Here is a 19854-nt window from a genome sequence, read left to right on the forward strand (position 1 = left end):
GCGTAATCGGCCACCCGTGGTCCGCCGGAGCGGCCGGATCGAGTACTACCTGGGCTCACGACGGCGTGTCGGGCCGGCAACTGACAGAACAGCCCGCCCACTCCCGGCTCACCGCCGCCCGTCACGGCATCGGCCGCGGGGAGGGGAGAGTGGGTGACGGTTGCCTCGTCGCTTCCTGTCCGGAGCGGGGCGCTTCGTAGCCCTGCTGGAGTTCGCGAAGACGGTTGGCGGCGTCGATGCGGGAGGTGGCACCCCACTTGGCGAAGATATTGCGGAGGTGCCGTTTGGCAGTGCCTTCGACGCTGCCGAGCTGGATCGCGATCTGGCGGTTGCTCAGCGCTTGGGTGACGTAATGCATGAGCTCGTGCTCACGGGGGGGTGAGGGGGACGGTACGAGCCACTGGCGGTTGGGGGAGTGGGAGTCGAGCTCATCATCCTGAATGCCGCCGTCAGCCTGGGCGTTCTCAGCGGACGCATGTTCACCATGATGGTGATCATGGCGCTCGTCACCACTGCGATGACCGGATGGCTGTTGTCCCGGCCGCCCCCGCACCGCACGCCGTGCCACGCCGTCACGAGCCATGATGGAGGTATGGCAAATCCGACAATCCTGACCGTCGATGACGATCCCGCCGTCTCCCGGGCCGTCGCCCGTGACATCCGGCGGCAGTACGGCGAGGGCTACCGCGTCGTGCGCGCCGTGTCGGGCGAGGAGGCACTGGAGGCCCTGCGGGAGATCAAGCTGCGCGGGGACCAGCTCGCGATCATGCTGGCGGACTACCGGATGCCCCGCATGAACGGTCTCGAATTCCTTGAGGCCGCGATGGATCTCTTCCCGCTGGCCCGCCGGGTGCTGCTGACCGCGTACGCGGACACCGAGGCCGCGATCGACGCCATCAACGTCGTGGACCTCGACCACTACCTGCTCAAGCCGTGGAGCCCGCCGGAGCAGAACCTCTACCCGGTGATCGACTCGCTCCTGGAGCTGTGGCTGGCCACCCCGGATCCGGTCGCGACCGAGACCCGTGTGGTCGGCCACCGGTGGTCCGCGCCGTCCTTCGCCGTACGTGACTTCCTGGCCCGTAACCTCGTGCCGTTCCGGTGGCTGCTCTCGGACGAACCGGAGGGCAGCCGGCTGCTGGACGCCGCCGGACTCACCCGGGCGGACGTGCCGACGATCGTCACCTCGGACGGCGAGACGCTGGTGAAACCCTCCGAGCGGGAACTCGCCGCGCACGTCGGGCTGAGCACCGTACCGGCGGCCGACTTCTACGACCTGGTGGTCGTCGGCGGCGGCCCCGCCGGTCTCGGCGCTGCCGTCTACGGCGCCTCCGAAGGGCTCCGCACGCTGCTGGTGGAGCAGCAGGCGACCGGCGGGCAGGCCGGCCAGAGCAGCCGGATCGAGAACTACCTGGGCTTCCCCGACGGCGTGTCGGGCCGGCAGCTGACGGAGCGGGCCCGCCGCCAGGCGCTCAAGTTCGGGGCGGAGATCCTCAGCACCCAGCGGGCCGTCGCACTGGACGCGGCGGGTTCCGGCCGGGTGCTGCGCCTGGGCGAGACGAACGCCGTCACGGCGCACACCGTGGTGCTGGCCACCGGGGTCTCCTACCGGCGCCTGGGCGCGGCCGGCGTGGCGGAGCTGACCGGCACCGGTGTCTTCTACGGATCCACCGTCACCGAAGCGGTCAACTGCTCCGACCAGGACGTCTACATCGTCGGTGGCGCCAACTCCGCCGGGCAGGCGGCCGTGTACTTCTCCCGCTACGCCCGCCGCGTCCACGTGCTGATCCGCCAGGGCGATCTGACGCGTTCGATGTCGAGCTATCTGATCGACCAGCTCGACGGCATCCCCGTCATCGAGATCCATCCGTGGACCGAGGTGACCTGCGCGGAGGGCGACGGGCATCTGCAGAGCCTGACCCTGCGCGACAGCCGGTCCGGGGAGAGCAGAATCGTCCCGACGTCGTGGCTGTTCGTCTTCATCGGCGCCGAGCCGCACACCGACTGGCTGGACGGGGCCGTCACCCGCGACGAGCGCGGTTTCGTGATGACCGGGACGGACCTCATGACGAGCGGGCGGCGCCCGGCGGGCTGGCCGCTGCCACGCGATCCGTACCACCTGGAGACGAGCGTCCCGGGTGTCTTCGCCGCCGGGGACGTGCGCGCCACCTCGGTCAAGCGCGTCGCGTCGGCCGTCGGCGAGGGCGCCATGGCCGTATCCCTGGTGCACCGATATCTGGAGGCACAGTGACCACCCCCTCGCAGGACCGGCCGACACCGCAGGACCGGCCGACACCGCAGGACCGGCTGACACCGGACGAGTTGCGCACCCTCTTTCTCTTCGAGGCGCTCAGCCCCGAACAGCTCGACTGGCTGGCGGAGCGCGGCCGGGTCGAGCGACGGGAGGCCGGTGAGGTCGTCTACCGGGAGGGTGAGCCGGCCACCTGCTTCTTCATCCTGCTCAGCGGGGCGCTCTCGCTCAACCGGGTGCTGCACGGCGACGATGTCGAGGTCACCAGGACCGACCAGCGGGGTGTGTACAGCGGCGCCACCCGCGCGTATCTGGGCGACCGTGTCGAGCAGTTGTATCCGCACACGCTGCGCGCGGTCAGCGACGCCGAGTTCTTCGTGCTCCCGGCCGACGAGTTCGCGTACGCGGTGCGCACCTGGTTCCCGATGGCGCTGCATCTGCTGGAGGGGCTGTTCTTCGGTACGCGGGCGGCCAACGCGATCGTCAACGAGCGGGAGCGGCTGCTGGCCCTGGCGTCGCTGTCCGCCGGTCTCACCCATGAGCTGAACAATCCCGCCGCGGCGGCCCTGCGGGCGACGGCCGGGCTGCGCGGGCGGGTCACCGGCATGCGGCACAAGCTGGCGATGATCGCGGACGGGCGGCTGGACGGGGCCGGTCTGCACCGGCTGGTGGCGCTCCAGGACGACGCCGTCCAGCGGGCCGCGACGGGCGTCAGCATGACCGCGATGGAGACCGCCGACGCGGAGGACACCGTCAGCGACTGGCTGGACGAGCGGGGGCTGGCCGGGGCGTGGGACCTGGCGCCGTCGCTGGTGGCCGCGGGTATCGGGGTGTCGTGGCTGGCCGACGCGGCGCGGACAGTGGGCGCGGAGCACTTCGAGGCGGCGGTGCGGTGGATCACGTACACCATCGACACCGAGCTGATGATGGGCGAGATCGACGACTCCGTGGAGCGGATCTCGGAGCTGGTCGGGGCGGCGCGGCAGTACTCGCAGCTCGACCGCACACCGTTGCAGATCGTCGATGTGCACGACCTGCTCGACGCGACGCTGACCATGCTCCAGGCCAGAATCCCGGACGGGGTGCGGGTGGTCAGGGAGTACGACCGGGACCTGCCGTCGATCCCGGCGTACGGCGCGGAGCTGAACCAGGTGTGGACGAACCTGATCGTCAACGCCCTGGACGCGATGCCCGACGGCGGCACGCTCACGCTGCGCACCTGGCGCGAGGACGACCGGCTGATGGTCGAGATCGCGGACACGGGGGTGGGCATCGCGAAGGACGTGCGGCCACGGATCTTCGAGCCGTTCTTCACGACCAAGCAGGTCGGTGAGGGCACGGGGCTGGGGCTGGACATCTCGTACCGCATCGTGGTCAACAAGCACCACGGGGACCTCAGGGTCACCTCGCGGCCGGGGGACACCCGCTTTCAGGTGTGCCTGCCGATCGAGCAGACGGCCGAGGCGACCGAGACGGCCGAGTCAGGTGAGACGACTGAGGCCGGTGGGGCGGCTGAGGCCAGTGAGGACGGCTGAGGCCAGTGAGGACGACTAAGGCCGGTGGGGCGGCTGACGAGGTCAGCCCAGCAGCTGGTGTGTGAAGCACCAGCGCCAGTCCTCGCCGGGCTCCAGGGACCGCATGACGGGATCACCGGTCTGCGTGAAGTGCTCGGAGGCGTGGCGCAGCGGCGAGCTGTCGCAGCACCCGACGTGTCCGCAGGCGAGACAGAGGCGCAGATGCACCCAGTCCCGGCGGCCGAGGGCGACGCAGTCGGCGCAGGCGTCGGTGGGTGAGAGGGGCGTCACGTCAGCAGTCGCGTTGGCGAGATCTGTACATGTAGCCATGGCGCGATCGTACTGCGGCGGGGCGCCGGGGGCGCGTCGGAGAGCCCCGGTGCCGACCGCGGAGTGCCGTGGAGGCCCACGATTCCGTGAAGTCCGTCACGCCTGGGAATTCGGCCGCGCCGGCGGGCAGACTGGCTGCCATGACGACACTGGGCAAAGGCGCCAATCTCCCGGTGACGGTCCCCGCCGTGCGGGCCGTCCTGAGCTGGTCGGCGGGGTCCGGCGTACCGGACGTGGACGGTTCGGCGCTGCTGCTGACCGGCGCCGGACAGGTGCGCTCCGACGGCGACTTCGTCTTCTACAACCAGCCGCGCCACGCCTCGGGCGCCGTACGCCACCTCGGCAAGCAGCCCGGCGCCGACTCGGTGGAGGTGGACCTGGCCGCGCTGGAGCCGGGCATCGAGCGCGTGGCGCTGTGCGCGTCCGCCGACGGCGGGACGTTCGGGCAGGTGCCCGGTCTGCGGCTGCGGCTGCTGGACGCGGCGGCCGGTACGGAGCTGGCCCGTTTCGACATGGAGGCCGGCGCGGAGACGGCGTACGTCAGCGGCGAGCTGTACCGGCGGGGCGGCGGGTGGAAGTTCCGGGCGGTCGGGCAGGGGTACGCGAGCGGGCTGGCCGGTCTGGCGTCGGACTTCGGCATCACGGTGGACGAGGAGCCGCCGCCGGTACCGCCTCCCGCCCCGGCGCCGCCCGCTCCCGTCGCCCCCTCCCCCCCGGCTCCCGCCGGCGGGCGGCCCGCCACCCGGCTCACCAAGGGCGAGGAGCGGCTTCCCGTCGACATGCGCAAGCGCCTGTCGCTGCGCAAGGAGCAGGTCGCGGTCAGCCTGGACAAGCACGGTGTCACCGGCGTCGTCGCGCGGGTCATCCTCGTCCTCGACGCCTCGGGCTCGATGAGCGCGCTGTACTCGCGCGGCGTGGTGAAGAACGTCGCCGAGCGGATGGCGGCCGTCGCGGCGCAGCTCGACGACGACGGCGAGATGCAGGCGTGGACGTTCGCCTCCAACCCGGCCCGGCTGCCCGATCTGGTGATCGGCGAGCTGCCCGAGTGGCTGAGGCTGCATGTGCGGGTGGGGCAGATGAGCCTCTTCGGCCGTAAGAAGCCGCCGAAGGGCCAGGTTCCGGGGCAGGTGGACATGCGGGCGGTCGGTTTCCAGAACGAGGAGCAGAAGGTGATCGCGGAGGTACGCGCGTACGTCCGCGACAATCCCGTGCCCGTGCCGACGCTGGTCCTGTTCTTCTCCGACGGCGGTGTGTACCGCGACAGCGAGATCGAGCGCGAGCTGCGCGCGGCCGTCGAGGAGCCGGTGTTCTGGCAGTTCGTGGGGCTGGGCCGGGCCAACTACGGCGTACTGCAACGCTTCGACACGATGGCGGGCCGCCGCGTCGACAACGTCGGCTTCTTCGCCGTGGACGACATCGAGCAGGTCTCCGATCCGGAGCTGTACGACCGGCTCCTGTCGGACTTCCCGTCGTGGCTGCGGGAGGCCCGGCAGGCGGGGATCCTGCGCTGACGGGCCGCCCACCGACCGGGCGGGCCGCCGGGTCGGTGGGTCGCCGCCGCGACCGGGCGGAGTCCGTTGTTCTTCACACAGCTGACCACCGCCGTGGAGGCTCCCGCCCGGTGAGCCACGTCCCCGCACTCCCCCTGGTGGTCGACACCGACACCGACCGGATCCGACGACGCCGTGGCACTGCTCCGAGCACCCCGCGACCCGCCTGCTGGCGGACGGCCTCGCGGTGACGATCAGCACCGACGCCCGGACCACCTCGGCGACTTCGCTGACGCGCGAGTTCAACTCGCTGCGGAGCAGCGCCGGATGGACCGTCGAGCAGGAATCACTCGCACAACAGCACGCCGCTCGGGCGGCGTTCACCGCAACCGCAGAGATCACCGCAACCGAAGAGATCGCCGGAACCACAGGGATCACGGGGATCACGGGGATCACGCAAGAGTCGTGAACTCGTCGAGGAACCCACCGCCGCGGCTCAGTCGGTGAAGTCGACCCCGGTCGTCCGCCGCCGGCGGTCGACGGAGAGCTGGAAGACATCCGGCCGGGCGTAGTGGCCCGCGACATCGAGGTCGAGCGACTCCTCGTACCGGCGATCGGTCGTCAGTGTCGCGGTGATGACGCGTGCCTCGCCGAAATGAGGTTCCACCACCCAGGAGCCGTCCGGACCCGCCACACTGGAACCGCCGGTGAAGATCAGCCCGCTCTCCGGGGCGTCAGGACCGACGCCCGTACGGTAGGCGTCCAGGAGATCGGCCGGAAGGTCGTCCGTGGACAGGATCTGGCCCGCGGAGATGACGAAGCAGCGGCCTTCGAGGGCATAGGAGCGGGCCGCGATCGTATGGCTCTGAGGCATGTCGGGCCAGGCGGCGACGTGCAGTTCTTCGTTCTGCGCGTGCAGCGCCTGGCGGGCCAGTGGGCTGAAGTGTTCCCAGCAGATGAGCCCGCCGACCCGGCCGGCCGGGGTGTCGACGACCTGGAGTCCGGCGCCGTCGCCCGCCGCCCAGACGATGCGTTCGGTGTGGGTCGGTGTCAGCTTGCGGTGCAGATTGAGCGTACGGCCGTCCGGGCCGATGGTGATGAGCGAGTTGTAGAGCGATCCGCTCGCCCGTGCCGGGCGCTCGTTGAGTCCCAGCACCACGGTCACTCCGGCCTCGCGCGCCGCGGCGCGGACGGGGGCCAGATCGTCGTCGACGCCACCGCTGTGATCGAGCACGGGGCTCTGTTCCAGCAGCCGCGCGTGCCACCGCTGGGCGGTGGTGTCACGCCAGCCCGCCAGGCCGAACACCCACGCCGGGTAGCAGGTCAGCCAGGTCTCGGGGAACACCACGAGCGTGGCGCCGGACTCCGCCGCGGCGAGCACGTGCGCGGCGCCGCGGCGCAGCGACTCCTCCAGGTCGAGCAGTGCGGGCGGCTGTTGGACGATGGCGATCGTGGTGGTGGTGGTCATGCCGGCTCCGTTCCGACGCGCCCGTACAGCTGCGGACGGCGGTCCGCGTGTACGTCGTTGAGTTCGCTGATGGCCTTGTTCCGCGCGTCGGCGAGCGTGACCGACGCGGTGATCAGGGCCTCTTCGCCGAGGTGGAGCGCCGTGACCGGGTATCCGTCGGCATCGACGATCACACTGCCGCCGAGCCAGTCCTGGCCGCGTTCGGTGCCGGTCCGGTCGGCGACCGCGACGAACATCCGGTTGACCGCGGCGTCCGCCTGGATGCGGACGATCTCGCCGGGCCGTTCACCTTCCGGCCGGGGGTAGAGCGGCCAGTTGACCGGTCCGCAGAGCAGTTCGGCTCCCGCCAGCGCCGCCAGTCGGACCCACTCGGGGAATTCGAGGTCGTAGCAGACCATGAGGCCGATTCGGCCGTACGGAGTGTCGACCACGGGTGGCGGTTGGGCGCCGGGCGTGAAGCCCCACTTCTTCTCGCCGTTCCACAGATGGACCTTGCGGTACGCGGCGCGCAGTCCCGTCTCGTCGATGAGCACACCGCTGTTGTACGCGTGCCCGTCCGGCCCGAGTTCGGCGAAGCCGCTGACGATCACCAGGCGCAGCTCCTCGGCCAGCGCCTGCCACTCCTGGATGGTCGCGCCGTCGATCGGCTCGGCGACCGCGTGGAGTTCTTCGGCGTCCTCGAAGACGTAGCCGGAGTTGGCCAGTTCGGGAAGGACCACGATGTGGGCGCCCTGGTCGGCGGCGGTGCGGATGGCGGCGCTGACGCGTGCGCGGTTCTCCCGCGTACGGCCGACTCGCGGGGCGAGTTGGCAGCAGGCGACGGTGACCGCGGACGGCGCGGCGGTCGGCGCGGCGGACGGCGGGGGGTGTGCTGAACTCATCAGGGGGTTCCCTCCAGTTCCGCCTCGCTGGCCACGCCCGCAGCCGCTTCCGCGTCGCGGTCGATGGTGCGGGAGAGGTACAGGTACAGCCCTCCGGCGACGATCAGCCCGATGACGAAGGAGAAGTCCGCTCCGCCGAGCGCTTCGGCGGCCGGCCCCACGTAGAAGCTGGTCGAGAAGAAGGGCACCATCGCCAGGAATCCCACGACGTAGGCGGCGATCCCCCGCCACGCCCAGCGGCCGTAGAGGCCGTCGGGCTTCAGGATCTCGGCGATGGCGTACTTGGATCGGCGCACGAAGTAGAAGTCGACGAGGTTGACGGCGGTCCACGGGACGAGGAAGTACAGCATCATCAGGACGAAGTTGTTGAAGCTGCCGATGTAGTCGTCGGGGATCAGCAGGGCCACGATGAGCGTGCCGACGCCCACGACGCTCAGGCCGATGACTCTCAGCCGTACGGTCGGCCTGACCTTCTTGTAGCCGTCGACGGCGCTGGTCCCGGTCAGCATGGCGCCGTAGGCGTTGACGCCCATGATCGAGATCAGGGCGGCCACCGAGACCAGTACGGCGATCAGTCCGAAGCCGGGGAAGACGAGGTCACCGACCTCGCGCAGGGCCACGATCGGGTCGGGGTCGGGCATGTAGCTGGCGAGGATCGAGCCGAGCGACATCAGCCAGATGGCGGAGAACGCGGCGCCCGCGTAGACGGCGGTGATCAGCTTCCCGGCGGGTGCGTTCGCCGGCAGGTAGCGGGTGTAGTCGGAGACGTACACCGAGTAGCTGATGTTGTATCCGGCGGCGAGTGAGAACTGCACCAGGAACGCCGTGGTGTCCCATCCGGCGTCGGCGGCGGGTGCGCCGGCGGCGAGCGGGGTCGAGGAGAAGTGCGCGATCGCGGCCACGGTGAGGATCGCGAACACCACGATCAGCGCGTAGGTGAGCCAGCGCTGGACGAAGTGGAGCAGATCGTGCCCGACCACCGCGATGACGATGGAGACGGCGATCAGCAGCGGATACCAGAACAGTTTGTTGTCGGGGAGCAGCAGCCCGATCCCCTGGGCGGCGAGGATGGTGTCGAAGACGAGGAAGCCGACGTAGACGAACACGGTCGCGGCGAACGGTACGGAGGCACCCCGGCTGCCGAACTGCGCACGGGACTGGATCATCTGCGGCAGGCCCATGCGTGGCCCCTGGTTGGCGTGGAACGCCATGAAGAAGGTGCCGAACCCGACGCCGAGTGCGATGGCGAGCACACTGAATCCCACGCTCAGTCCCATGGCGGCGCCGACGAAGCCGGTGACCATGGTGGGCAGGACGAAGTTGCCGGTGAACCAGAACGGTCCCTGGTGCCACACCTTGCCGTGGCGCTCGGCGTGGGGCACGTAGTCGATCGAGTGCTGCTCGATCACGCTGTCACGTTCGGGTGTGGTCTGTGGTGAAGACGTCGTCGGTGAAGACATCGTCGTCCTCTCGGAGAACTGGCCGGTCAGCCGGCGTGGGCGGGGCCGGCCGGGGTCATGGCCGAGAGGATCTCGTACGCGGCGTGGGATGCCGCGAAGGCTGTCAACTGGGCGTGGTCGTAGGCGGGCGCGACCTCGACGACATCGGCGCCGACCAGGTTCACCGCGCGCAGCGCGCGGATCATGGCGAGGAGTTCACGGCTGGTCATGCCGCCGGCTTCGGGGGTGCCGGTGCCGGGGGCGTGCGCCGGGTCGAGTACGTCGATGTCGATGGAGAGGTACACGGGGCGGGAGCCGAGGCGGGCGAGCATCCGCTCGATGGCCCGTGGCAGCCCTTCGGACTCGATGTCGACGCTGGAGATGACCGCGAAGCCGAGTCGTTCGTCGTCCCGCAGGTCGTCGCGTGAGTAGAGCGGGCCACGGATGCCGACATGGGTACTGGCGGCGAGGTCGATGAGGCCTTCTTCGGACGCGCGGCGGAAGGGTGTGCCGTGGGTGACGGGCGCGCCGAAGTACGTGTCCCAGGTGTCGAGGTGCGCGTCGAAGTGCAGGACCGCGACCGGTCCGTGGCGCCGGGCGGCGACGCGCAGGAGGGGAAGCGCGATGGTGTGGTCGCCGCCGAGGGTCAGCAGCCGCTTGCCGTCCGCCGACAGCGCCTCGGCCGCGGACTCGATCTGCCGGACGGCTTCGTCGAGGTCGAACGGGTTGGCGGAGATGTCGCCCGCGTCGACGATCTGCTGCCGGGCGAAGGGTTCGACGTCCTGCTCGGGGTTGTACGGGCGCAGCAGCCGGGACGCCTCGCGGATGTGCGCCGGGCCGAACCGCGCTCCGGGCCGGTAGCTCACGCCACTGTCGAAGGGGACCCCGACGACGGCGATGTCGGCGCTCGGGACGTCCTCAATTCGGGGGAGCCTGGCGAACGTGGCGATCCCCGCGTACCTGGGGACGACACTGGCGTCGGCGGGGCCGATGGGGGAGTTGGGAGCGTTCATCGGAGCCTCGGATCTCTGTGTACAGGGAGCCACTGATAGACAATAAATAATGCCTATTAGACAACTCACGTTCCGGTAGTGTTGCTCTGGGTCACCACCCCTGTCAAGGGTCGCCGGTGACCGGCCGATCGGCTGATCGACGTGAGGACTTCATGAAGGCGTTGCATCCGAAGCCGTCCACGCTTCCGGTCCGCATAGGCGCCCGCCTGCGGGCATGCCGCAAAGCACAGGGACTCACGATCGACCAGGTCGCCGCCGCGACCAGCCTGACGAAGGGATTCGTCAGCCGGGTGGAACGCGACGAGACCTCACCCAGCGTCGCGACCCTCGTCACGCTCTGCCAGGTCCTCTCACTGCCGGTCGGCTCGCTCTTCGAGGACGCCGAGACCGAGCTGGTCCACCTGGAGAGCGCTCCGCACATCAACATGGGAGGCCGCGGCGTCGTCGACCGCATGATCACGCCTCGCGGCCAGTCACGGGTCCAGGTGCTGCGTTCCCGTCTCGAACCCGGCGCGGACGGCGGCGACGACCTCTACACGATCAACTGCGAGGTCGAGGTGCTTCATGTGATCAGCGGCGAACTGACCGTCCTGTTCACCGGACGCACCGTGCCGATGGCGGCCGGGGACACGCTGACCTTCTCCGGCCGCGAACCGCACAACTGGCGCAACGACGGCACGTCGGTCGCGGAAGTGCTCTGGACCTTCGCTCCCGCCGCCTGGAGCGGCTCGCGCTGAACAGCCGGCCGCCGACAAGATCCAGTTGGCCTGGCACTCCCCGTTTCCAGCCGCACCGCCGTGAGCAACTCCGTTACCGGATACGGCAGGACCGCCTCTTCGGTCATTCCCCTTCCCTTCTCCGTCGCGACCGCTTGACCGTCCCACCGCGGTGGTGAACTCCTCGCCGGGCGAGCGGCGCACTCCGTGCCTTCTTCATCATGTGCCGCCTCATGTTCCCGGCCCGCCGTTAGGATTTCCCCACGCCTCCACCGTCCGCGGGCCGACAGCCGGACGGGCGGTCGGCGACCAGCGGGGCACGGGGTACAAGGGGCGGGGACAGCGCATGCGCGAAGGCCGGTGGACCACGGTCACCGAGTCCGAGTTCGATCATGAACGCCAAGGGCTGGAGGCCATCCGGGAGAGGCTGCCGGATTCGGACCCGTGGCGCGCCTGGTCGAATTTCACCTTCACCGCCACGACCGGACACGTCCGGGAGGTCGATCTTCTGGTCATCGCCCCCGGTGGCGTCTGCATGATCGAGCTGAAGAACTGGTACGGCTCCCTCACCAGCGAGAACGGCACCTGGGTCCAGACCATCCCCGGCAACAGGCGCCGCCCGCACGGCAATCCGCTGCACCTCGTCAACAAGAAGGCGAAAGAGCTGGCCGGGCTGCTCGGCCGTAACGGCAGGCGCGTATGGGTCGGCGAGGCCGTCTGCTTCACCGAGGGTTCGCTGCGCATCCAGCTCCCGGCGCACGACCAGAACGGCGTGTACCGCGTCGACGAGCTGGTCACGATGCTGAAGCAGCCGCCGCGCGACGCGCGTCACCGCATCACCGCGCCCGATTCCCGTGAGATCAAGAACGCGCTGGAGCGTGTGGGTATCCGGCCCAGCGAGGCCGCGCGCATCGTCGGTCCGTACGAGCTGGAGCGGAAGTCGTTCGACTCCGGACAGACCTGGTCCGACTACCAGGCCAAACACATCGAGCTGCCCGAGACAGCCCGCGTCCGCGTCTATCTGCGCGAGCGCGGCTCGGACGCCACGATCCGCCGGTCCGTGGAGAACGCCGCCCGGCGGGAGGCCGCCGTCCTCCAGCGCTTCAAGCACCCCGGCGTGGTGGATCTCAAGCAGTACCACCCGTCGGGGCACACGGCGGGTCCCGCCCTGATCTTCGGCTACCACCCGGAGACCCTGCGCCTGGACGAATACCTGCTCCAGTACGGGGAAAAGCTCGACATCCTCGGCCGTATGGCGCTCGTGCGACAGCTCGCCGAGACCATGAAGTCGGCCCACTCCGCCCGGATCTTCCACCGCGCCCTGACCGCGCGTTCCGTGCACGTCGTACCCCGTGACCGGGGCCGGCGCGGGCAGGCGGTGGGCGAGGAGGCCACCTGGCTCACCCCGCACCTGGAGATCTCCGACTGGCAGATCGCCACGCAGCGCGGCGGCACGGGCGGTGCCGCGCCGGGCGCCCCCCGGCTCGCGCCGACGACGCTGTCCACGACACACCTGGCCGACGGCTCCGACGCCTATCTCGCGCCGGAGCTGCGGGCCCTGAGCGCCGACCCGGTGTCCCTGGACGTCTACGGCCTCGGTGTGCTGACCTATCTGCTGGTCACGGGCCAGGCCCCGGCGGCGAGCCAGTCGGAGCTGCACACCCGGCTGGAGGCCGGGGAGGGTCTGCGGCCCAGCTCCCTGGTGGACGACCTGTCGGAGGACATCGACTTTCTGGTGCAGGCCGCCACCGCCTACGACCCCCGCGCCCGGATGACCACCGTCCTGGAGTTCCTGGAGACGCTGGAACTGGTCGAGGACGTACTGACCGCCCCGCCGAGCGCCTCCACGACCGAGCGCGAGAGCGCGAAGGACCCCCTGGAAGCCGTCGCGGGCGATGTGCTCGGGGACCGCTGGGAGGTCCGCCGCCGCCTCGGGACGGGTTCGACCAGCCGGGCGTTCCTCGTCAGGGACCGGGAGGCCGAGGCCCGCAGGACGCGGCCCCTGGCCGTCCTGAAGGTGGCCCTGTCCGACAGCCGCGGGGACATCCTGCGGCGCGAGGCGGAGATCATGGGGCGGCTGCGCCCCGACTCCCGCGTCATCCGGCTCGTCGAGCCGGAGCCGCTGACCATCGCCGAGCGCACCGTACTGGCCCTGGAGTACGTGGGCGACGAGCGCGACGAGCCGGGCGAGGGCGCCGAGTCCACCGGCAAACGAGCGCGCCGCCGTGAGGAGACCGTCGCCCGTCAGCTCCGCGACCGGGGCCGCCTCCAGATGGACCAACTGGAGGCGTACGGCGACTACTTGTTCGGTGCCGTGGACTTCCTGGAGGGTGAGAGCGTCTGGCACCGGGACATCAAGCCCGACAACATCGCGATCCGCGTCCGCCCGAACCGCACCCGCGAACTGGTCCTCATCGACTTCTCCCTGGCCGGCTATCCCGCCGGGGAGTTCGAGGCGGGTACGGAGGGCTATCTCGACCCGTTCATCGGTCAACTGACCCGCACCGCCTACGACTCGCACGCCGAGCGGTACGCGGTCGCGGTCACCCTGCACCAGATGGCCTCGGGCGAGCTGCCCAAGTGGGGCGACGGCTCCGTCCTGCCCCGCCAGACGGACCCGGAGGAGTACCCGTCCCCCATCGTCGCGTACGACGCCTTCGAACCCGCCGTACGGGACGACCTGGTCGCGTTCTTCCACAAGGCCCTGCACCGGGACGTCGCCCACCGCTTCCCCGAGCTGAAGCCGATGCGCGACGCCTGGCGGAAGATCTTCCTGGACGCCACCCTGGCCGTACCGTCCAGCCGTTCGCGTCCCGCCGGGACGGCCGCGGCGGAGCGCGCGGAAGGTGACACGCCCGCCATCGCGGACGCCGAACCACTCACCGCGGAGCAGCAGCGCGACCAGGTGGCCAAGGACGTCACCCGCGAGACACACCTGTCGTCGGCGGGCCTCACCCCGGCCGCCGAGTCCTTCCTCTACGGCCTCGGCCTCACCACCGTCGGCGGTCTCCTCGACCACAGCCGTCGCAAGCTCCTCAACGCGCCGGGCCTGGGCGCCAAGACCCGCGGCGAGGTGCAGCGCCGCCAGCGCGAGTGGGGTGAACTGCTGCGCGAGGCACCCCTGTCGCCGCTCACACCGCGCGGCCGGGCGGAGGCCAGGGAAGAGCTGGCGCAGCTCACCGCGACCGAATCGGCCGTGGTCGACGCCCTCGCCACGGACGGCGGCGCCGCCGGGCTCTCCGCGCCCGCGCTGCGCTCGGTCAGCCTCGACACGCTCGCCACGATCCTGGTTCCCGAGCTGAACAACAACGGCTCCAACCGGAGCAAGGTCGAGATGGTACGGCTGCTGCTGCGGCTCCCCGACGAGCACGGCGTCCTCCCGGACATCGACGCCTGGCCCCGGCTCAAGGACGTCGCCGACGCCATGGGCCTCTCCCCCGGCCGTATCTCGCAGATGCTGAAGGAGGAACGCAAGCGCTGGAAGAAGGACCCGGCGGTGCTGGCCCTTCGCGCGGAGATCACCGACCTCCTCGGAGGATTGGTACGCGTCGCCTCCGCCGCCGAGATCGCCGACGCCCTCGCCGTACGGCGCGGCACACTGCTCTCCGAGCGCGAGCAGCGACGCGCGCTGGCGCTCGCGGCGGTCCGTGCCGTGGTCGAGGTGGAGCAACTCGCCCCCGAATCGGCCGAGTTCCAGCACCAGCCGAACCGCCAGGCCACGGAGGACGCCCTCGGGGCCGGCCTGCTCGCCCTGGACGTGCGGGAGGCCGACGAGGCATCGGGGACGGCGGGCGACCCGCCGGACACCCCCACGGCACCCGGCCTGCTCGACTACGCGATGCGGCTCGGCAACACGGCCGACGACCTCGCGCGGCTGGACACCCTGCCCACGGCGACCACCGTCCTGGGTGAACTGGCCGCGCTGCCCCCGGCGCCGGGAGCGGTGGAGTGGGACGAACGCCGACTGGTCGAACTGGCGGCAGCCGCGTCCGTGAACGCGGCGGCGACCCCTCGCCTGGAGATCTACCCGCGCGACCTGGACCTCGTACGGGCCCTGCGGCTGACCCAGGCCGGGCTGGTACGGCTGATCCCGGGCGTACCGGAGGCCCGGCAGCCGGGGCTGACCGGCGCGGACGTGCACGAGCGGGTCCGCGCCCGGTTCCCCGAACTCGTCGTGCCGGACGGGCGCGGCGGCACCACACGCGACCTCCCGACTGCCGGTCCCCTGACGAAGGCACTGCGGAACGCGGGCTTCGACCTCACGCTCTCGACGCGCGAGGACACCGGGACGCTGCGCTACCTGCCCACCCGGATGGACACCGCGTCCAGCTACCTCACGACGGGCGCCTGGCGCCGCTCCACGGACATCGGCGCGGTGACACGGTACGCGGACGATCCGCTGCTGGCGGGCGCCGTGCGCACGGAGGAGCGGCTGACCGCGTCGGCGCGGCAGGACGGGTACCGGGTCCTGACGGTGTGGCAAGAACTGTCGCGGGAAGCCGTGGTGGAGCTGGGCGGAGCGCCCGAAGCGGGTGCGGTGGACGCGGGCGAGGGCGTGGGCGTGGGCGTGGGACCCGTGAACGGGCGGATCGGTGCGCACGTGGTGTCCGTGACGGAGCTGTTCCTGGCCGCCCTGCACGCGCTGGCCCCGCCGGGAAAGAAGCCCACGTGGGAGACCCTGCTCAAGGCGGACGCGGCGACGCCCGGCTCCCCGAACGCGCGGAAGTTCGCGGAGTACGCCCGTACGGCGTGGGGCACGGTGGAGCCGCGCATACGGCAACTGCTCGAAGACGGCGGCCCCGGCACGGCCCCGTTGCTGCTGACGGAGGCCACGGCCTTCGCGCGCTACGACGCCATGGGCGTGCTGGACCGCCTCGCCGAGACATCCCGGCAGGGCGGGCGGGGCCTGTGGCTCCTGGTCCCGCAGAGCGACCCGGCGCGCGAACCCAAACTCGGACAGGTCGCGGTCGCCTACCAGGCGGGCCTCGGCGAATGGATCGAACTGCCGGACGCGTGGGTGCGCAACGCCCACCGGGCCGGCGAAGTAGGCGCCAACGGTGCCGAAGCACACGAGGGAGACGTCAAGTGATCGACCGCAAAGCTCTGTTGGATGACCTGAAGCAGCAGGTCAAGGCGGTCGAAACGGATCTCGCCCGGCAGGTGAAGGCCGTCGCCGAGGTGGGCACGCGGCTGCACGCCGAGTACGACATGGCGCGGAAGCTGGGCCGTACGGCGGCGACATGGAACTCCTGGCTGGACGAACGCGTCACCCAGGTCGGCGTCGCGTGGGTACTGGGCACGGTCTTCGTCCGCTTCTGCGAGGACAACCGGCTGATCCCCGAGCCGTACCTGACGGCCCCGGAGGACGACCGCCGGGACGTGGCACTGGCGCGGTACGAGGACTACGTGGCGACGTCGGACGACCCGACGTACCGGGGCTGGCTGGAGACATCGTTCGAGGAGCTGGGGGCGGGCCAGGCGGGCCGGCTGCTCTTCGACCGCAAGCACAACCCGCTCTATCAGATCCCGCTGTCGCACGACGGGGCGCGGGACCTGGTCGACTTCTGGCGCGGGCGGGACGAGGAGGGCGTGCTGGTGCACGACTTCACCGACCCGCTGGAGGAGGAGGGCGACGGTACGCGGGGGTGGGACACGCGGTTCCTTGGGGATCTGTACCAGGACCTGAGCGAGGCCGCGCGTAAGACGTACGCGCTGCTCCAGACCCCGGAGTTCGTGGAGGAGTTCATCCTCGACCGGACGATGAACCCGGCGGTGCGGGAGTTCGGGTACGAAGAGTTGAAGATGATCGACCCGACGTGCGGGTCGGGGCACTTTGTGCTGGGCGCTTTCCGGCGGCTGGTGCGGTTGTGGGCGGAGGGCCAGCCGGGGCGGGATCTGCACGAGCGGGTGCGGGCGGCGCTGGATTCGGTGCACGGGGTGGACCTGAATCCGTTTGCTGTGGCGGTGGCGCGGTTCCGGTTGTTGGTGGCGGCGATGGCCGCGAGTGGGGTGCGGACGATGGCGGAGGCCAGTAAGTACGAGTGGCCGATTCATTTGGCTGTCGGGGACTCGCTGATCAAGACTCGACACAAGCAGGGGAACTTGTTCGACGGCCTGGAGGAAGAGGGCGCGGACGAACTCGCGGAGTTCAAGTACGTGACGGAGGACGTGCACGAGCATCCGGAGATTCTGCGGCAGGGGCGGTATCACGTGGTGGTGGGGAATCCGCCCTACATCACGGTGAAAGACAGGAAGCTCAACGAGCTTTATCGAGGCCTATACGACGCCTGCTCGGGGAAGTACGCTCTCTCAGTGCCGTTCGCTCAGCGGTTCTTCGAGCTGGCGAAGTCCGGGGAAGCTGAGAGTGGGCGGGGGTACGGTCTGGTCGGGCAGATCACATCGAATTCCTTCATGAAGCGGGAGTTCGGGGCCCGACTCATCGAAACATATTTCGGCCACGAAGTCGAATTGACGGAAGTCATTGACACGTCAGGCGCTTACATTCCAGGGCATGGAACTCCTACGGTCATCCTAGTAGGAAAACGCCGTAGCGGCCTTGGGCGTTCAGAAACAATTCGCACGGTACGTAGCATTCAGGGTGAGCCCGGCGCGCCGGAGCACGGAGAAGACGGAAAGGTCTGGCGGGCGATTCTCAAGCAGATAGACGAACCTCGTTCTGCAAGCCAATGGGTTTCGGTCGATGACCTGGAGCGCAAGCGCTACTTCGAAAAGCAACCATGGGCCCTCGCAGATGGTGGGCTTGAAATGGTCGAGAAACTTCAGCACAGCGCCACCGGAAAGTTGTCAGAACTGGCGGATTCCATCGGCTTCGCTGCCATTACAGGAGACGACGAGTACTTCGTACTGCCACATCCGCTCGCCAGCTGGCTCAGCAAGCACGATGTGCCTCGCAGGTCCTTCGTCACCGGCGAGCAGGTACGCGATTGGAACTGCCACCAAGCGGCAGACACTATCTTCCCATCTGCCGCAACTTTGCCAGAGCGAGAAAACCTCGAAGAACACGTCTTGTGGCAAGGACGTCAGATCTTGCGCAATGGGCTCATGTTCTCCACAACCAAAGAACAACGAGGGCTCCCTTGGTCCAACTATGCATATCACCATGAGGGCCGCCTCAGCGCAGACTTCTTGATCACATTTCCATTCGTGGCAACACACAATCACTTCGCCCTCGGCCGCGGGGGCCGCGTGTTCAACCGCCACGCCCCAGTAATCAAGTTGCGGGACGCGACTAACGAAGAATTGCACCTAAAGCTACTCGGGCTATTCAACAGCTCTACGGCTGGATTCTGGCTCAAAATGGTCAGCCACGGCAAGGGGAACGGCGGAGTCAATGAAGGACTTCGAGGTGAGAAGTGGGAAGAGTTTTACGAGTTCACCGGCACCAAACTCCAAGAATTCCCACTCCCGCCCTCCTACCCAACCGAACTTGCCGCAGCTCTAGATACCCTCGCCCAGCAGCTCTCATCCGCCAGCCCTTCAGCCATCACTTCGAAAAGCACACCCACCGCCTCCTCCCTTCGTGATGCTCGCACCGTTTGGCTTTCCACCCACGCTCGCATGATCGCTCTCCAAGAGGAGTTGGATTGGCAAGTCTATACTCTTTACACCCTGCACTCAGAAGACCTTCGCATGCCTAACGACTCAGACTTCGTTGAAATTCCCGAACTACTGCCGGGGCAGCGTGCCTTCGAAATTGTCCTGGCTCGGCGGGTCGCAGATGGAACTGCTTCAACAGATTGGTTTAGGCGTCATGGATTCACGGCAGTAACTGACATTCCTATCAACTGGCCTGATTCGTATAGGGACGTGGTACAGCGTCGCATCGACGTTATCGAAACTAGCCGCGCAATCGGCATGGTCGAGCGTCCCGAGTTCAAAAGGCGTTGGGACGGAGAGGGATGGGACGCTCTCCAGGAGAAGGCCCTCAAGTCCTGGTTGCTCGACCGGATCGAGGACCGGGATCACTGGTTCGACGAGAACGGCATGCCCGCCCTCGTCACTCTCTCCCGTCTCGCAGACGTACTCTCGCGCGACGACGACTTCGTCTCCGTTGCCAAGATCTACGCACCGCACAAGGAACTGCACTCCGTCGTCAGCGAGTTGATGACCGACGAGCACGTCCCCTTCCTCTCCGCCCTCCGCTACAAGCCCTCCGGGCTCAAGAAGCGCGCCGACTGGGAGCACGTCTGGGACCTTCAGCGTGCGGAGGACGCCGCAGCGGACGAGCCCGCCAAGCGGAAGATCCGGGACACCATCCCCGTACCGCCGAAGTACACCTCCGCCGACTTCCTGCGCACCTCCTTCTGGCGGGCGCGCGGCAAGCTCGACGTTCCCAAGGAGCGGTTCATCTCGTACGGGCAGAGCAACGTCGCCACCCCCGAGCTGTACGGCTGGGCCGGCTGGGACCACCAGGAGCAGGCGTACGCGCTGGACGCGTACATCGCCTCGCACGAGGCGCTGACCTCCGAGGAGTTGACCCCGTTCCTCGCGGGCCTGCTGGAACTCCAGCCCTGGCTGGAGCAGTGGCACGACGAGTTCGACGCGGCATTCGGCTCCTCGCCCGCCGCGTTCTTCCGAGGCGACAGGCAGATGGTCCAGGGCGAGCACGGCCTCTCGGATGACGACCTGCGCGCTTGGCGCCCGATCGCCGCGACGCGCGGACGCAAAGCGGTCAAGAAGTAGCGAAGACGGCCCCGCAGACCAATGAAACCGGTCTGCGGGGCCGTCTCGT

Annotated in this window: 12 protein-coding genes and 1 pseudogene; 7 read left to right on the plus strand and 6 right to left on the minus strand. The window is 69.2% G+C overall.

The features are described from left to right. Positions 1–121: 121 nt before the first annotated feature. Positions 122–583: a response regulator transcription factor gene (locus OG700_RS07040; protein WP_405610541.1), complete on the minus strand. Its 462-nt coding sequence runs from the start codon at positions 581–583 to the stop codon at positions 122–124. A gap of 9 nt (positions 584–592) precedes the next feature. Here OG700_RS07040 and OG700_RS07045 point away from each other — a divergent pair, with 9 nt between their 5' ends. Both OG700_RS07045 and OG700_RS07050 read left to right on the plus strand, forming a co-directional pair. After that, on the plus strand, positions 593–2251 hold the full coding sequence (locus OG700_RS07045) for an FAD-dependent oxidoreductase (RefSeq protein ID WP_405610544.1): 1659 nt from the start codon (positions 593–595) through the stop codon (positions 2249–2251). Then, a complete protein-coding gene (locus tag OG700_RS07050; RefSeq protein ID WP_405610547.1) occupies positions 2248–3786 on the plus strand; it encodes an ATP-binding protein in 1539 nt (512 codons plus the stop codon). The genes OG700_RS07045 and OG700_RS07050 overlap by 4 nt, the downstream gene beginning before the upstream one ends. Before the next feature lie 42 nt (positions 3787–3828). Here OG700_RS07050 and OG700_RS07055 read toward each other — a convergent pair whose 3' ends face one another. Then, positions 3829–4095: a UBP-type zinc finger domain-containing protein gene (locus OG700_RS07055; RefSeq protein ID WP_405610550.1), complete on the minus strand. Its 267-nt coding sequence runs from the start codon at positions 4093–4095 to the stop codon at positions 3829–3831. Between the two features lie 140 nt (positions 4096–4235). Here OG700_RS07055 and OG700_RS07060 point away from each other — a divergent pair, with 140 nt between their 5' ends. Together OG700_RS07060 and OG700_RS07065 are read left to right on the plus strand one after the other, a co-directional pair. Continuing rightward, positions 4236–5606 carry a VWA domain-containing protein gene (locus OG700_RS07060; RefSeq protein ID WP_405610553.1) on the plus strand — a complete coding sequence of 457 codons (1371 nt, stop codon included), beginning with the start codon at positions 4236–4238 and terminating at the stop codon, positions 5604–5606. A gap of 193 nt (positions 5607–5799) precedes the next feature. Then, positions 5800–6054, plus strand: a pseudogene (locus OG700_RS07065) (hypothetical protein); the annotation flags it as partial. Positions 6055–6081: 27 nt separating this feature from the next. Here OG700_RS07065 and OG700_RS07070 read toward each other — a convergent pair. From OG700_RS07070 to speB, 4 genes are all read right to left on the minus strand, one after another. Then, positions 6082–7053: a carbon-nitrogen hydrolase family protein gene (locus OG700_RS07070; protein WP_405610556.1), complete on the minus strand. Its 972-nt coding sequence runs from the start codon at positions 7051–7053 to the stop codon at positions 6082–6084. Next, complete coding sequence (locus OG700_RS07075) at positions 7050–7934, minus strand: nitrilase-related carbon-nitrogen hydrolase (RefSeq protein ID WP_405610559.1); 885 nt, start codon at positions 7932–7934, stop codon at positions 7050–7052. Before OG700_RS07075 ends, OG700_RS07070 begins: the two co-directional genes overlap by 4 nt. After that, complete coding sequence (locus OG700_RS07080; RefSeq protein WP_405610562.1) at positions 7934–9343, minus strand: purine-cytosine permease family protein; 1410 nt, start codon at positions 9341–9343, stop codon at positions 7934–7936. The genes OG700_RS07075 and OG700_RS07080 overlap by 1 nt, the downstream gene beginning before the upstream one ends. A gap of 77 nt (positions 9344–9420) precedes the next feature. Then, on the minus strand, positions 9421–10386 hold the full coding sequence (speB, locus tag OG700_RS07085; protein WP_405610565.1) for an agmatinase: 966 nt from the start codon (positions 10384–10386) through the stop codon (positions 9421–9423). Positions 10387–10538: 152 nt separating this feature from the next. Here speB and OG700_RS07090 point away from each other — a divergent pair, with 152 nt between their 5' ends. The 3 genes from OG700_RS07090 (at position 10539) to pglX (ending at position 19805) form a co-directional block, all read left to right on the plus strand. After that, the gene (locus tag OG700_RS07090) at positions 10539–11123 is read left to right on the plus strand and encodes a helix-turn-helix domain-containing protein (RefSeq protein ID WP_405610568.1); all 585 of its coding nucleotides are present in this window, start codon (positions 10539–10541) and stop codon (positions 11121–11123) included. A 325-nt stretch (positions 11124–11448) separates the two neighbouring features. After that, positions 11449–16191, plus strand: a complete 4743-nt coding sequence (gene pglW / locus OG700_RS07095; RefSeq protein ID WP_405610571.1) for a BREX system serine/threonine kinase PglW — start codon at positions 11449–11451, stop codon at positions 16189–16191. Further along, the gene (pglX, locus tag OG700_RS07100) at positions 16188–19805 is read left to right on the plus strand and encodes a BREX-2 system adenine-specific DNA-methyltransferase PglX (protein ID WP_405610574.1); all 3618 of its coding nucleotides are present in this window, start codon (positions 16188–16190) and stop codon (positions 19803–19805) included. The genes pglW and pglX overlap by 4 nt, the downstream gene beginning before the upstream one ends. The last annotated feature ends 49 nt before the right edge of the window (positions 19806–19854 follow it).

Origin of the sequence: Streptomyces sp. NBC_01508 (assembly GCF_045040315.1) — a bacterium.
GTDB lineage: Bacteria > Actinomycetota > Actinomycetes > Streptomycetales > Streptomycetaceae > Streptomyces.